Origin of the sequence: Paracoccus salipaludis (assembly GCF_002287065.1) — a bacterium.
Lineage (GTDB): Bacteria > Pseudomonadota > Alphaproteobacteria > Rhodobacterales > Rhodobacteraceae > Paracoccus > Paracoccus salipaludis.
The window spans coordinates 1-13,907 of the sequence record NZ_NSJZ01000031.1; the positions used below are offsets into that span (position 1 = coordinate 1).

Genomic DNA, 13,907 nt, shown 5'->3' on the forward strand with positions numbered 1-13,907 from the left:
CCAGGCGCAGCGGCTCACCGGTCGTGATGCCCCCGGTCTCGTCGCGGCCCTGGCCGAACTCACCCGCAGGGCCGAGCTGCAGCGCGCGCCGGCGCTTTATCAAGTGCCGAGCCGGCTGCCGAACGCCTTCGCCCTGGGCAGCCCCGAGGACAGCGCCATCTGCGTCACCGACGGGCTGCTCGGCCTGCTCGACGGCCGAGAACTCGCCGGGGTTCTGGCGCATGAGATCGGGCATATCGCCAGCCGCGACCTTTGGATCATGAGCCTCGCAGACATGATGTCGCGCTTCGTCTCGCTGGCAAGCTGGCTCGGACAGCAGAACGGCGACCTGTCAGAAGGCAGGTCTTCCAGAGAAGGTTGGATATCAAGCCCATCCCCTCCGCCACTTGCCCCCACGAAGGCGTTCTCCCGATCCGGCTGCGGCCGGAATTTCTCGTTGTTTTCGAGGGTTATGCGGGAGGGGCTGAGCACTGGCCCCCGCGCCAAGAGGCCCCGAAGCGGTCTCTCAGGGCCGATATTCTCTGGACCTCATGACTGCGCCGATTTGGTGAATTTCTCATAAGCCCATGTAGATATTGACGAAATTCAAGCCGTTGAAATTGCTTGGATTGGAGTCGCGTTTGCGTCTGCCACGACCGGGTTCGGAAGTTCTCACGCCATGGCCCTTTCCAACCTCTGCTTCCGACGCTCCCAATCGGGCATCACCTTGTCGAGCAGCTCGAAGAAGGCAGCACCGTGATGAGGCTCCGCCACATGGCAGAGCTCGTGGGTGATCACGTAGTCGATGGCGTCGACCGGCGCCTGCACGAGGCGGCGGTTCAGAAGCAGGCGTCCGGCCGGCGACATGGATCCCCATCGCTGCCGGGTCTGGCGTACGATGAGACCTTTCGGCCTGAATGCCTCCGGATTCGGGAAGTGGCCGAGACAGAGCTCGATCCGCTCCGGAAACTTGATGTGTGCCCGGTCCCGGTACCATGCCTCGACCAGTTCGCGCGTCACCTCCGGCCTGGTCGGCCGGTGTGTCTGCACAACGATGAAGCCGCGGATCGGCTTCACGCATTCCTGGACATGCGGGACGACCTTCAGCCGATACTGGCGCCCAAGGTAGAGATGGGTCTCACCGGCGACAAACCTGCGCTCCGGTGTTCTTGGAAGGAACTGGGCGAAGTACCGCTGCTGCCGCGTCACCCATGCCGCGCGCTTCCGCAGCTTGGCTTCTATTGCGTCGAGCGTCGCGTCCTCCGGGGCCGCGATCACTACCGAAGCATCCGGCTCGACGGCGATCTCTAGCGTCTTCCTCGGACGGCGGACGATCTCGTACCGGATCTCCTGCTCGCCGTACTTCAGGCAGTGCAGTTCCCGCGTCATGCCGCGAACCGGGCCCGAGCAAGATCCATGATCTTGAGTTCGAGATCGTCGAGCACCTCCACGGGCAGGTCGACGCCCCTCTCGTCACGCAGAACGTCGAAGAAGTAGTCATCAATGGCATTGCGCAGTTTGTTCTGGGCCACTTCGTTCGACCAGATGTCGACGATCAGGTGGGACTTGATGATGTCGATGATCTCCAGGGCGATGGATGCTGCTTCGTCGCCGGCCACCGGCTCATCGTCCTCGATCTTGAGCTGACCTTCCAGGACGCCGAAGAACGCCTGTGCATCCTCATCGCCCCGGATGCTTTCGGGAACATCCCGGCCCCGATCCTTGCGTGCCACCTTGCTCGCGAGGTCCACGACGCTGTTCAGGTACTCGCGCTCGGAGAGCCGCTTCTCGCGATAGGCGCGAATGGTCTCTTCGAGCAGCTCGGAGAACTGTTTGTAGAACGTCGGGTCCTCATCCATCTTCTCGGTGATTGCCCGGCGGGTCGCGCTGGCGATGCGATCCGCCCTCGAGGCCTCGGAGACCCCCGTCTCCTCGATGACAGCCTTCAGCGCGTCGGGGTCGTTGATGTTGACCACCTCGATGATGGTCTCCGCCGGCATCGCCACGACATGGTCATCGAGCAACTTCTGGATCTTCGGTTCGAACTCGCGGACATCGACCGTCTCCTGGTAGCGAAGCTGGACCGAGCGCTTGAGTTCGGAGAACTGCTTCCAGTCCCGTTTGAGGGCATCGACCTTTGCCTCGTCGAAAACATCGAAAAGCTTGTCGGACGAGAGCGAGATGTGCAGGCACCGGCTGAACGCCTTAAGCCGCGCGTAGAACTCATGGCGCTGCGCCTCGTCAGCGAGGTGCTGCTCGAACTGCTCCATGTCCTTCTTGTTCCGGACCGGCTTGAACAGGTCCCAGAGCTGATCGTGCAGCTGGGGCAGCTTGCGGATCTCCTCCCGGACGTCATGCACCGTCTCGGCGAGGTCCGCCGCCTCGTACCCCTCGAATGCGCTATAGGTCGTCAGGGCGCTGTCGAGCTCGCCCAGCAACCCTTCGTAGTCGATGATGAAGCCGAACTGCTTCTCCGTGCCACCGTCCTCGTAGAGCCGGTTCACGCGCGCAATCGCCTGCAGGAGGTTATGTTCCCTCAGGGACTTGCAGACGTAAAGGACCGTGTTACGGGGCGCGTCGAAGCCGGTAAGGAGCTTGGAGACGACGATCAGGATCTCTGGATCGCCGGAGCCCTTGAAGGCGTCGATGATCTGGCGGTTGTACTCTTCCTCGGTCTTGTACTGCGCCATCATTGACGACCAAAATTTCCGCACGAGATCCTTGGATTCCTGGTCGACCTCCTCGTTGCCCTCGTTCTCGTCCGGCGGCGAGATGACGATCGCGCTCGACACGTGGCCGATCTCGTCGAGGACCTCCTTGAAGCGGACGGCCGCCGCTTTCGACGGGGCGATGAGCTGCGCCTTGAACCCAGTCCCCTGCCAGTGCTGGCGGAAGTGCTCGGAGATGTCGAAAGCCTTGGCTCGAATTGCCTGATCGGTCTTGGCCAAGGCGTCCATCCGGGAGAATTTCCGCTTCAGATCACGCTTCTGGTTCTCGGTCAGCCCCTCGCTGATCTTGTCGAACCAACGGTCGATAACGGCGCCCGAGACCTGCTGCTCAACGAGCCGTCCCTCGTAGAGCAGCGGCACGACGGCGCCGTCGGCGACCGCCTCGTCGATGGCGTAGCGGTGGATTAGCCGCCCGAAGGTCGACAGTGTGTTCTTCTCCTTCTTGAGCAGGGGCGTGCCGGTGAAGCCGAGGTAGCAGGCCTTGGGCAGGAGGCGGCGCATCTTGGCGGCGAACTGGCTGTGGCCGCCGTAGCGACCCGTCTGCGTCCTGTGGCTCTCGTCGACCAGCACGAAGATATTCGGATCGTCGTCCGCCAGCTTGCTGTTCTTCAGCGCCGTGTCGAACTTGTTGATGATCGTGGTGACCAGCGGAGCCTTGTTCTGGACGAGCTCCAGAAGGTGGGCCCCGCTCGTCGCCCGAACCGGTTCGAGGTCACAGGACTTGAAGGTGTCCTTGATCTGCTTGTCGAGATCATCGCGGTCCGTGACGATGATGATCCGCGGGTTTTCGATGCTGCGCTCGAGAGCGAGCGAGCGCCCCAGCATCACCATCGTCAGCGACTTGCCCGAGCCCTGTGTATGCCAGATCACGCCGCCCTTGCGGGCGCCGCTGACATCGTGCTGCTTGACCGTTTCCACGGCGCGCCGGATACCGAAAAACTGCTGATGGCGCGCAACCTTGCGGACGCCGCCATCGAACACGGTGAAGCGGCGAATAAGATCGAGCAGCCGCTCCGGGCGGCAGAGTGCATAAACCGTCCGGTCCTGGGCCGTGACCGCGCGTTCGCCCTCGGCGGCCATCGCGTCGAAATAGGCACGTGCATCCGCGAAGTCGCCGGAGAAGATGGCGTCCTTCTCCGCCACGGTGAGCACGCGGTTTGAGAAGGGCGCGATGGCCTCGTCGGTGTCTTCCTCGTCCCGCCAAGTTTGCCAGAACTTTCGCGGCGTGCCGACGGTCGCATAACGCGCCTCGTTCCGGTTCATGCCGATCAGCAGCTGCGCGAAGTGGAAGAGCTGCGGGATGTTGTCCTCGTTCTGGTAGCCGATCAGCTGGCTGTCCGCCTTCTTCAGGCTTTCGGTCGGCCGCTTGTTCTCGATCACGAGGATCGGGATGCCGTTCACGAACGCGACGATGTCGCAACGCTTGGTCTGGCTCGACGCTGTCCTCTCGACCGAGAACTCGGCAGTGACATGGAAGACGTTGTTCTCCGGCCGCTCCCAATCGATGTAGCGGAACGAGTAGCTCTTCGAGTCGCCGTCGATGGACTTCGTGATGGTCGTGCCGAGGACGAGCGTGTCGTAGATGTCTTGATTGGTGCCGCGCAGACCCTTCAGCCGATCCGGCGTGGGCTTCAGCCGTCGCATCGCCTCGTGCGCGTCCTCGAGGTCGAAGGCGTACTCACGGCCCCGGTGCGTGAAGCGGTTGATGCGCATCAGCTGCTCAGCGAGTACGTCGTCCAGCACCACGTTCCGCAGCCGCCCGCCGCGGAGGCGCAGCGCTTCCTCCTGCGAGAGCGGCTTAAACCCCAGCGCCACCAGCAGCTGCAGTGCTGGCACCTGGGACTGGTGTTTCTCGGCGGCGTTGAAGGTCATGGGGCGCGCTCCCGGGCCCGGATTAACTTGCGGTCAAGGGGCTCTGTGGCTATATACGGACCAAAGGATTGGGCATTTCCCGGTCGACAAAGGGGTCCTGGAGTTTCCGGGGCCCCTTTGTTTTTTCCTGTCTGACAAGCGCTTAGGGGAAGCATTTGAGCCCTCCCAGCTTGGGCTCGATGATCTCGAACGCGCGGTTCGGCTGGCCCGGGCGCAGCCGCGACAGCGCGATGGGCCGGGCCGTCAGGTCGGCCAGCTGCAAGCCCGAGGCATTCGCGGCCTTCGGGATGAAAACCGGCTGGAAGTCGAAGCGGCTGAAGTCGTGCCGGCGGTAGCCCCAATGGCTCTGGTTGCTGGCGATGCGGCGGAACTCCAGCTCAAGCTCGGCATCTTCCTTCGCGCCCCGGCTCTCGAACACGACGTGAACGGTCTTCCCGTGCTGCTCGAAGCGGTTCATCATGGCCTGCAGCCGCTCCATGCAGAAATGCAGGGCGATCTCGTAGGGGTTCCAGGGGTTCGCATATTTCGCGCGGTGCTTCTCCTTGTCGATGACCGAGGCAAAGATCTTCATCGGGGCCGCGTCCATCAGCGCGTTCAGTTCGTCGAAGAAGCGTGTCCGCAAGGCACGGTCGGTGCGCAACACGCCGAAGGGGCCGAGGCTCTTGCGGATTTCATGTTCGTGCAGGACGACCGAGTCGTGCCCCCATATGCCGAACTTGAACCGCTGCATGGCGGGCACGACGGCGCCGACATACTCGTCCTTGCGCATGACGCAGAAGGTCAGCGCGAACATGGGATATTGCGGGTCGATGCTGACCATCCCGTGATCGCCGCTCTCGTCGGCATAGACGATGAAGTCCGAGAAGTCAGGCAACCGGCGCCTCCAGCTTCACGCGCCACTCGCCCGTCAGCAGCTTCTGCATGAGGCCGCGTTTCTGGCGGGTCAGGGCTTCGATCTCGGCTTCGATACTTGCGCACTCGGCGTGAGAGGCGTTCACGATATCGGCGATGGCGGCCTGTTCAGCAGGGTCCATCGGGAGGCGGAGCTTGCCTTCGAGGAACTGGCTGTTGGTGACCGCGATCGTGTTCTTGGCGCCCTTCTGGACGAGGGGATGGAGGTAGTTGCGGGCGGCCAGCGGCGACTCGAAGAGCGCGTCGAGGATCACGCCAAGCGCGTAGGTCTGCGGGGTGAAGACCCCGTAGAGCGGCGAGACGATGACTTCGCGGTCGATCTTGCTCTGCTTGATGATGCCGAGCGGGAAATCGCCCGTGGGGCTTTTGGTGTAGACGATGTCGCCCGGCAGGACGCGGTTGTAGTGGTCGGTGTTCGCGGCCGAGAACGACCGGCCGAGATGCTCGACCTGGTTCACCAGCCCTTTGTGGACCGAGACCGAATAGACCTCCTCCGCCCCGGTCGATTTCGATCCGTGCTCGTCCAGAACCTCGCTCAGCGGAACTTCGCGCCAGTCGCCCGTGAAGCCGGGCAACCTGATCTTGCCGGTGAACAGATGGGTCCGGAACCAGACGCGGCGGCGGATGTTCAGCGCGCGGAGGGCGGTGAGCTTTTCGAGCGCCTCGTCCCAGGTCCGCAGGATCTCGGCGATCTTGCGCTGTTCGGGAAGCGGGGGAACGGGAATCCTGAAAGGCTCAATCTTTTCAAGGCTTAGGTTCGCTTGTGCGTTTTGGGTGGAGAGCGCCGCCAAGTCGTTCTTCGAAAACTTCAGCGACTGGAAAAGCCACTCGGAATCAGCGCCGTTGCGCGGCTTCACAGCCACCACGCTGTCTGGGCAGGCGGCATCGAAGCCTGAAATGGCCACATCACCAATGTTCGCGGCAATCGACATGAAGATCGTGCCGCGCGGGAACATCTTACTCACGCCAAGGCCGAGTTCATTCAGCGTCTGTGTCCAACCCTGAATGATGCGACCCGCTCTCGCGATATCGCCGGTTTGCAAGAAAGGGATTTCGCCGCCGTAATACTTCGGGTCGTTTCGGGGGCGCGCGGAAAACCTGCCCCGCTCGATCCTCGCAACCTTTGAGAGTGGTAGCTTGGCGTAAGGCTCACGCATCAACGCCGAGCTCCTTCAGATACCCGGCCATCTTCGCCCGAACCTCGGCCAGCTCGGCCTCGATCCGCTGGATGTCCTTTTGCACGGCAGCGACGTCGATTTCGTCCTCCGCCTCGAAGGTGTCGACGTAGCGGGGGATGTTGAGGTTGTAGCCGTTCTCGGCGATCTCCTCAGGCGCCGCCCGGTGCGAATACCGCGCGACCTCTGCGCGGGTGGCGTAGGTCTCCAGCACCTTCGCCACATGCGTCTCGTCCATCACGTTCTGGGTCTTGCCCGGCGTGAACTCCTTGCTGGCGTCGATGAACAGCACGTCCCGCCTGTCCTCGTTCGCGCCGCCCTCTTCGCGCGAGCGATCGAAGATCAGGATGGCGACCGGGATCCCCGTGGTGGTGAACAGGTTGGCCGGCAGGCCGACGACGGCGTCGAGCAGGTTCTCCTCGATCAGCTGCTGCCGGATGCGCCCCTCGGCCCCGCCCCGGAACAGCACGCCGTGCGGCACGATGACCGCGACGCGGCCGGACTGCCGCTTGGCGATCTCGATCATGTGGGTGATGAAGGCGTAGTCGCCCTTGGACTTGGGCGGCACGCCGCGCCAGAAGCGCTTGTACTGGTCGCTGTCGGCGTCCTCCGCGCCCCACTTGTCGAGCGAGAACGGCGGATTGGCCAGCACCACGTCGAAGCGCATCAGGTGGTCGCCCTCGACCAGCGCGGGGCTGTTGAGCGTGTCGCACCACTCGATGCGAGCGGCGTCCTTAGCGTGCAGGAACATGTTCATGCGGGCCAGCGCCCAAGTCGCCCCGTTCACTTCCTGCCCGTAGAGGGCGAAATTCTCGGACCCAACCTCCTGCGAGGCCTGGATCAGCAGCGAGCCAGACCCGCAGGCGGGGTCGCAGATCGTGTTGCCGGGCTGCGGTGCCGCCAGCTTGGCCAGTAGACGCGACACGGCAGTCGGCGTGTAGAACTCGCCCGCTTTCTTGCCGGCGTCCGAGGCGAAGCGCGAGATCAGGTAGATGTAGCACTCGCCGATGATGTCCTCGGTCACGCGCGACGGGCGCAGGTCGAGGGCAGGCTTGGCAAAGTCCTCAAGCATGTTCTTGAGGCGGCGGTTACGATCCTTCGGGCGGCCGAGATTGGCCTCGGAGTTGAAATCGATATTGCGGAAGACGCCCTCGAGCTTGGCCCGGTTTGCGTCCTCGATCTTTTCCAGCGCGATGTTGATCAGCTCGCCGATATTGGCCTCGTTCCGCTGGGCGTGGAGGTCATAGAAGCTGGCGCCCTCAGGCAGGATGAAACGCTCGCGCTCGAGGCGCCGGCGAATGCGTGCCTCGTCGTCGCCATACTGCTTGCGGTAGGTCTCGAGGTGGTCGTTCCAGAGGTCCGAAATATACTTCAGGAACAACATCACGAGGATGTAGTCCTTGTACTGAGCGGGATCGACTGCGCCCCGGAAGGTGTCGCAAGCCGCCCAGGCGGCATTATTGACCTGGTCTTGGGTGATCTGGTTGGTCATCAGACAATTTCCTTTTGGTCGGCGGCCTTCGCGGCCTCGCCGAGAATGGCGCTTACGAGTTCTTCCCGGCTAGCGGCGAGCTGTCGAAGCAGCTTCCCCTCCTGCCGAGCCAAGGCATTGAGTTCGACGATGCGTTTCTGCATGGGCAGGTCGGGGACGGCGATCTCGAGGTTTTCGAGGACCGCCATCGGGATCATCCGGAGGCTTGTACCCTGTGCCTCCGCGCCGAGCCTGCGCTGCGCGTCGGGCTGGTTGATGGCCCAAGCGAGGTATTCGGGGAGAATGCGGGCCCTGTCCGGGCGAACGATCACCAGCGGAACGATGACCACGGCAGGCTCCGGAAGCGGATCGCGAATTGCCGCCGCAGCGTTCGGCTCGCCACGCGAGCGAAACACGACCTCGCCGCCACGGACAAAGTATCGGTCGGGCAGCTTGCCCAGATCGTACCGTTGGAAGTCTGGGCCCGGTGCCGCGCCTTCCGTCCCGACATCACGCAGCTGCAGCGCCGGCACGCCGCCCTCAGGCAGGGGTTCGAGTCTGCCGCGTGCCGTGTAGCCGGAGTGAATGTCAGAAAGCTCCGCGAGCCGCATGGAAAAATCCTCTGTAAGGCGCTTACAGAGATATAGGCTATCTCACCCGACGAGTCAATCATTCGAAATGCAGTTTTCGTCCTACAGAGAAAAATGCGAGCTCTGCAGCTGCCATGCGAGGGGGAACGGCTCCAGTCCTTGTGCCAGCGTCACCTCCGGCCCCTGCTTCCCGTCCAGGATTGCCTCGACGATGTCCGGCGCTAGCAGCGTCAGGCGCAGGACGCGGGTTATGTAGGATGGTGCGATCCCCTCTCGCTCGGCCAGTTCTGCGATGGTGGCGAACTCACCCGCCTCGAGCATCCGCTTCCAGCGGAAGGCGCGGGCCAGCGCCTTGACCAGCGTGTTGTCCGCCTTGCGGTCTGGCCTGAAACCGTCGGGCAGGTGCATTTCCTTGCGCCCGCCGCGCTTCACGACGCGGAACGGCACGTGGAGCGTCACCGTCTCGGGGATCGGCGACGCGCGGGTCACGCCGCTTCTCCGACGCCCCCGGCCAGCATCTCGCGAGCGAGGCTGCTGAGTCCGTCGACGCGGAGCCCGACGTTGAGCCCGTCCGTGCCTATGTCGACACGCTCGACCAACAGCGCCACAATGCGTGACTGTTCGGCGGGGAAGAGTTCGTCCCAAAGCAGGTCGAGCTGCTGCAGGGCCGCGCGGGCTTCGGCCTCGGAGATGTCGTCGGCGTGCGCGCGCGCCGCCTTCCATGTGCCCGCCACTATTTCGGGCTGGCGGAACACGGCGCGCAGCTGGTCGAAGACCGCGGCCTCGATCTCGCCCGCGGGCACGCGGCCGATGGGGCAGGATCCAGCGCCATGCTTCAGCACTGTCTGGCTGACATAGTAGCGGTACAACCGCCCGCCCTTGCGGGTATGCGTCGGCGAGAAGGCCGCGCCATCCGGGCCGAACAGCAGCCCCTTCAGCAGTGCGGGCGTCTCAGCGCGGGTGCGCGCGGCGCGCTTGCGCGAGCTCTCCTGCAGTATGGCGTGGACGCGGTCCCACGTCTCGCGGTCGATGATGGCGTCGTGCTCGCCGGGGTAGCTGTCGCCCTTGTGCACCGCCTCACCGATGTAGGCGCGGTTGCTCAGCATCCGGTAGATGTATTTCTTGTCGATCCGGTTGCCGCGCGGCGTCCGGATGCCGCGTTTCGTGATCTCTCTCGCCAGCTCCGTGCCCGACCCGATCTCGAGGAAGTGGGCGAAGATCCAGCGGACGTGCCCTGCGGCTTCCTCGTCCACCAGCAGTTTGCGGTTTTCCACCCGGTAGCCGTAGGGCGGCACGCCCCCCATCCACATACCCTTCTTCCGGCTGGCGGCGACCTTGTCGCGGATGCGTTCAGCCGTGACCTCGCGTTCGAACTGGGCGAACGAGAGCAGGATGTTCAGCGTCAGCCGCCCCATGGAGGTGGTGGTGTTGAACGACTGCGTGACCGAGACGAACGTCACGCCGTTCCGGTCGAACACCTCAACCAGCTTGGCGAAATCGGCGAGCGAGCGCGACAGGCGGTCGATCTTATAGACCACCACCACGTCGACCAGCCCGTCCTCGATGTCTTCAAGCAGCCGCTTCAGGCCGGGCCGTTCCAACGTCCCGCCCGAGATGCCGCCGTCGTCATACTGATCGCGGACCAGCACCCAGCCTTCGGAGCGTTGGCTGGCGATGTAGGCCTCGCAGGCCTCTCGTTGGGCATGCAGGCTGTTGAACTCCTGCTCCAGCCCTTCCTCGGAGGATTTCCGGGTGTAGACGGCGCAGCGCAGCTTGCGGACGATCTTCGACTTTTCCGGTGGCTTCGTCATGGCCGCCCCCTATGGTTTTTGAGCCCGAAGAACACCCAGCCGTTCCACCGCGTGCCGGTGATGGCGCGGGCGATGGCGGACAGCGACTTGTAGGGCCGCCCCTGCCATTCGAAGCCGTCGGCGGTGACCGTGACGACGTACTCGACGCCCTGCCACTCGCGCAGCAGGCGCGTGCCGGTGATGGGACGACCGCGGTCGGCGCGGATGCCACGCTTCGTCTTGTCGCCACCGTCCAGTTCCTCGCCGAGCCGCTCCAGCCGTCGGATGGTCTCGGGCTTCAGTCCGCCATAGGCGAGTTCCTGGATGCGATAGGCCAGGCGGGATTCAAGGTAGCGGCGGTTGAATGGCGGCGGCTCACTCTCGAAGAGGTCACGCCACTGTCGCTTCAGGTCGGGCGTCGGCGTGGTCTTCAGCGCGGCCAGGCGCGCGGGGATGGGGTCGGGCTTGTTCATGCATTTCTCCGGTGAGTTGGAGTTGCATGACGGCATTGGTCGGCCGGATAGTGTAGGCAACGTTCTCCAATATCGTCAGACACTTCGCCCGCGTCGCGCCTCCGTAAGCGGGTCAACCCGAGGGCCAGCAGACGGCACAGCTCGGCGCGGCGCTCGGCTGTGGTCATCAGTATGGGGGACAGGGGATTGGGTCGTTTCATCTCGGGCTCACGGGCTTCTCGAAGATGAAAAGCCACCCGTGCCGGCGGATCGGGACACGGTGCACAAAGATATTGCCGCAGCGGGCATGCCTGCGCTGTAATCACGCGAGCGTTATCATTTGACGGTGAGGCATCCGATGAGCCGGAAGTTTCGCAATCTCGGCCAGGAAACCTTCGATTTCGTTGAAACGGCGCCGATCCCCCTGCTGCGCGAGATCCTCGAATACCGGGGGTCCGATAGCGAACCTGAAATCGCGATCGACTGGCCGACGACAGACAATAAAGATGACTGGCGCGCGGAATTGCTCGGCCGACTGGACGCCTTTGCGGCCGATGATTTGCGCCCAGTGGAGGACCGCTGCAGGCGGATTCGCTCCCTCGCGGTGGGCAAGGGACCGACATCGCTCGAGCATGTGGCCGTCGACCGCAGATCGCACGAGGAAATGGAGGAGCTTTATGACCAGCCGGACGCGCTCTGCCGAAGCACATGGCTGTTCCTGCGTCACCCAGAAGATTTCGAGGACGCCGAAGCGTTTCACGCGGCACGCCAATACCGCGATTTTGGCAAGATGTACGACTCGTTCGAGGCGATCGCGGGAACGGCTGACCGGATCGACGCCGAAAAGATCGACGAGGAGGCGTTGGCCGCGCTCTTGACAGCCAAGCTCGAGCTGCCTTCGCGCGTCACCATCCGCAGTATTGATCTGCCCGCGACCCAGACCCATCCCGCATCGGTGATGGTGATTGTTCGTCACGGTGGCCCCTTGTCCAGCGTTCTTAACTACAAGAACAATGGGGTGCGGAGCCCGATCTATTTCCGCCCGCCCAATGAAGCGACGTTGATCTGGACGCCCGCGGAACGTGCCATTGAAATCTGCGGGCCAGCCCCGAAGGTGCGCAAGGTCCTGGGTGACGGATTTGCAGAGGTGGTTCTAAAGGCCGATCTTTCCAGCAAACCCCTGAGCTGGCGGCGATACGATCTGTCTCGGTTTCGGGAGTCCCTTTTGCTCCCCTTGCCGGCATGGGACGACGTGGACGTGTCGGCTGCACGCCTGATCGAGGTGGAACTTCGCTTGGGCAACTGGTCACGGCGGCTCTCGCTGCGGGTGACCATCGACGACGATATCGAAGCCGTCGCGCAGCGTTACCTTGGTGGCGATCGGATACTCAAGCACGCCGAGGGATTCAGCCGGCTTGCAGTGGCGGTGCACTATTCCCGTCCGGGCGACAGGAAAGGGCGATCGCTCGAGATCTCCTTTGGCGACACCCGCTCCAACCTCCAGAGCAAGGCCGATCCTGAACAGCGCGACCTTGGTTATCGGCTGCTTCAGTTCTGGGGCATTCTCGATCGGCTGCAAGTTCTCGACGATCGTGAGGTGAGCCAGTGCCTACCCGCTCTTCTCGCCCTGCACGATCTTCCCGAAGATGAAATTGGCGGCGGGATGATCCGACAGCACGGGCTCGACCCCAAGCGTCTGATGCAGGCTGGTGTTCTTGAGCTTCGCAAGAAGCAAAATGTTGTCCTGTTGGACGACGACGATGATTTTGGCGATGTCACCATCGGTGCGATGACCCGACGAGGCCAAGCTGAGGCTTCTGGCCTTCACGGAGAAGAACTCGGGAATGTTCCCCTCGAGGATATCCGCCAGTATGTGATCCGGCGCGAATGGCTCGAAGAGATCCTGGTCAGCGCGTTCAAGCCGCTGATCGGGCGCGCAGGGGCGGATCAACTCGATCAAGATCTCCTCTATCTTGGACGGTGGAAGGCGCCTGAGGCGGAAATTCCAGTCTATTTCGCGCGTCGTCTTGATCAGGCCAAGACGCTGTCGCGCCTCGACGTCATTCTGCGCAGCCGGCAAGATGGCGGCATCGGGATCGTCCTAACCGCTGCCCCCACACCGTTCTCGCATCTCGGTCCCAATGTGGTGATGCCGCTGGGCGACCTCCTGAGCAACGGGAAGATCGATGAGGCTGCACAATCGGCCATGCTCGAGCGGTTCAAGATCGGCCGTTGGCTGGCTTTGGGTGGCAGCGAGGTAACGCTGGCACGGTTCGGATCGTCGTCCGCCATGCTTTACATTCCAGGGCTTGCGCCACTGCCGGTCTCGGGAACGAAGCAGATGCTCATCGTGGAGCGCCTCGTTGCGGCTTACCAGTCGGGGGCGACCGAAGTCCGGACCGGCGTCCTGACTGAGGGTACGGGTGTCAAAAGTCCCAAGGACGCGTGGCCGTCGAGTGCGCGGCAGACGGTTGCGGGCGTCTACTTCGAGAACCATCGACAGAACTTCTGGCGGCTGAAGACCGATCATCTGCCCCGCACGACCTGAGAGTCGGACGCTGATCCGAATCCTGGCGGACGCCGGTCCGATATTCCGGTGATTATTGGAAGGGCTCCTGATCACAGAGGAGCATTCCAAATGCCAACCCCCACTTCCTTCCGCCCGGCCCGCAAAGTGACTGCTGGCCTCGCCACCCGCATTGCGGGCACTGCGAACGACTGGCGGTGCAGCTGCTGCGGCAAGCTGCTGGGCGTGCGCCGTGACGGCGTGATGCATCTGAGCTTCGCCCGCGGCCACGAATACCTGGTGAGCCTTCCGGCGACGGCCACCTGCCGCCGCTGCGGCACGCTGAACCAGGCGACCGCGCCCGCGCGCTAACGCGCCGCCCACCCACTCCCCCGATCATCAGAGGCGCACGACGCCCTGAGGCCCGAGAG

General features: G+C 63.5%; 12 protein-coding genes. 3 read left to right on the forward strand and 9 right to left on the reverse strand.

All coding sequences use genetic code 11. The annotated features are described in order from the left end of the window. The coding region (locus tag CK240_RS19030) for a M48 family metalloprotease (RefSeq protein WP_205957891.1) at positions 1 to 562 on the forward strand (562 nt) is incomplete at its 5' end. A gap of 89 nt (positions 563 to 651) precedes the next feature. Here the strand turns inward: CK240_RS19030 and CK240_RS16410 are convergent. From CK240_RS16410 to CK240_RS16450, 9 genes are all read right to left on the reverse strand, one after another. Next, the gene (locus CK240_RS16410; RefSeq protein WP_095641391.1) at positions 652 to 1,368 is read right to left on the reverse strand and encodes a M48 family metallopeptidase; all 717 of its coding nucleotides are present in this window, start codon (positions 1,366 to 1,368) and stop codon (positions 652 to 654) included. Beyond that, on the reverse strand, positions 1,365 to 4,580 hold the full coding sequence (locus CK240_RS16415) for a type I restriction endonuclease subunit R (protein WP_095641392.1): 3,216 nt from the start codon (positions 4,578 to 4,580) through the stop codon (positions 1,365 to 1,367). Before CK240_RS16415 ends, CK240_RS16410 begins: the two co-directional genes overlap by 4 nt. A gap of 142 nt (positions 4,581 to 4,722) precedes the next feature. Further along, on the reverse strand, positions 4,723 to 5,454 hold the full coding sequence (locus CK240_RS16420) for a DUF3800 domain-containing protein (RefSeq protein ID WP_095641393.1): 732 nt from the start codon (positions 5,452 to 5,454) through the stop codon (positions 4,723 to 4,725). Continuing rightward, positions 5,447 to 6,649, reverse strand: a complete 1,203-nt coding sequence (locus CK240_RS16425; protein ID WP_095641394.1) for a restriction endonuclease subunit S — start codon at positions 6,647 to 6,649, stop codon at positions 5,447 to 5,449. Before CK240_RS16425 ends, CK240_RS16420 begins: the two co-directional genes overlap by 8 nt. Then, positions 6,642 to 8,159 carry a type I restriction-modification system subunit M gene (locus CK240_RS16430; RefSeq protein WP_095641395.1) on the reverse strand — a complete coding sequence of 506 codons (1,518 nt, stop codon included), beginning with the start codon at positions 8,157 to 8,159 and terminating at the stop codon, positions 6,642 to 6,644. Before CK240_RS16430 ends, CK240_RS16425 begins: the two co-directional genes overlap by 8 nt. Further along, the gene (locus CK240_RS16435) at positions 8,159 to 8,749 is read right to left on the reverse strand and encodes a restriction endonuclease subunit S domain-containing protein (protein ID WP_095641396.1); all 591 of its coding nucleotides are present in this window, start codon (positions 8,747 to 8,749) and stop codon (positions 8,159 to 8,161) included. Before CK240_RS16435 ends, CK240_RS16430 begins: the two co-directional genes overlap by 1 nt. A gap of 81 nt (positions 8,750 to 8,830) precedes the next feature. Then, complete coding sequence (locus CK240_RS16440) at positions 8,831 to 9,217, reverse strand: hypothetical protein (protein ID WP_095641397.1); 387 nt, start codon at positions 9,215 to 9,217, stop codon at positions 8,831 to 8,833. Beyond that, positions 9,214 to 10,539 carry a recombinase family protein gene (locus CK240_RS16445; protein ID WP_095641398.1) on the reverse strand — a complete coding sequence of 442 codons (1,326 nt, stop codon included), beginning with the start codon at positions 10,537 to 10,539 and terminating at the stop codon, positions 9,214 to 9,216. The genes CK240_RS16440 and CK240_RS16445 overlap by 4 nt, the downstream gene beginning before the upstream one ends. Beyond that, the gene (locus tag CK240_RS16450) at positions 10,536 to 10,991 is read right to left on the reverse strand and encodes a DUF2924 domain-containing protein (RefSeq protein ID WP_095641399.1); all 456 of its coding nucleotides are present in this window, start codon (positions 10,989 to 10,991) and stop codon (positions 10,536 to 10,538) included. Before CK240_RS16450 ends, CK240_RS16445 begins: the two co-directional genes overlap by 4 nt. A 337-nt stretch (positions 10,992 to 11,328) precedes the next feature. On the opposite strand from CK240_RS16450, the gene CK240_RS16460 reads away from it, so the two are divergent. Continuing rightward, complete coding sequence (locus CK240_RS16460) at positions 11,329 to 13,518, forward strand: hypothetical protein (RefSeq protein ID WP_095641401.1); 2,190 nt, start codon at positions 11,329 to 11,331, stop codon at positions 13,516 to 13,518. Positions 13,519 to 13,644: 126 nt separating this feature from the next. Continuing rightward, the gene (locus tag CK240_RS16465; RefSeq protein WP_240517530.1) at positions 13,645 to 13,848 is read left to right on the forward strand and encodes a hypothetical protein; all 204 of its coding nucleotides are present in this window, start codon (positions 13,645 to 13,647) and stop codon (positions 13,846 to 13,848) included. Positions 13,849 to 13,907 lie beyond the last annotated feature (59 nt).

Bases quoted from the DNA above. Each gene is read 5' to 3' on its own strand.
- CK240_RS16410 (WP_095641391.1), bottom strand. From the start codon at position 1,368: ATGACGCGGGAACTGCACTGCCTGAAGTACGGCGAGCAGGAGATCCGG.
- CK240_RS16415 (WP_095641392.1), bottom strand. From the start codon at position 4,580: ATGACCTTCAACGCCGCCGAGAAACACCAGTCCCAGGTGCCAGCACTG.
- CK240_RS16425 (WP_095641394.1), bottom strand. From the start codon at position 6,649: ATGCGTGAGCCTTACGCCAAGCTACCACTCTCAAAGGTTGCGAGGATC.
- CK240_RS16430 (WP_095641395.1), bottom strand. From the start codon at position 8,159: ATGACCAACCAGATCACCCAAGACCAGGTCAATAATGCCGCCTGGGCG.
- CK240_RS16435 (WP_095641396.1), bottom strand. From the start codon at position 8,749: ATGCGGCTCGCGGAGCTTTCTGACATTCACTCCGGCTACACGGCACGC.
- CK240_RS16445 (WP_095641398.1), bottom strand. From the start codon at position 10,539: ATGACGAAGCCACCGGAAAAGTCGAAGATCGTCCGCAAGCTGCGCTGC.
- CK240_RS16450 (WP_095641399.1), bottom strand. From the start codon at position 10,991: ATGAACAAGCCCGACCCCATCCCCGCGCGCCTGGCCGCGCTGAAGACC.
- CK240_RS16460 (WP_095641401.1), top strand. From the start codon at position 11,329: ATGAGCCGGAAGTTTCGCAATCTCGGCCAGGAAACCTTCGATTTCGTT.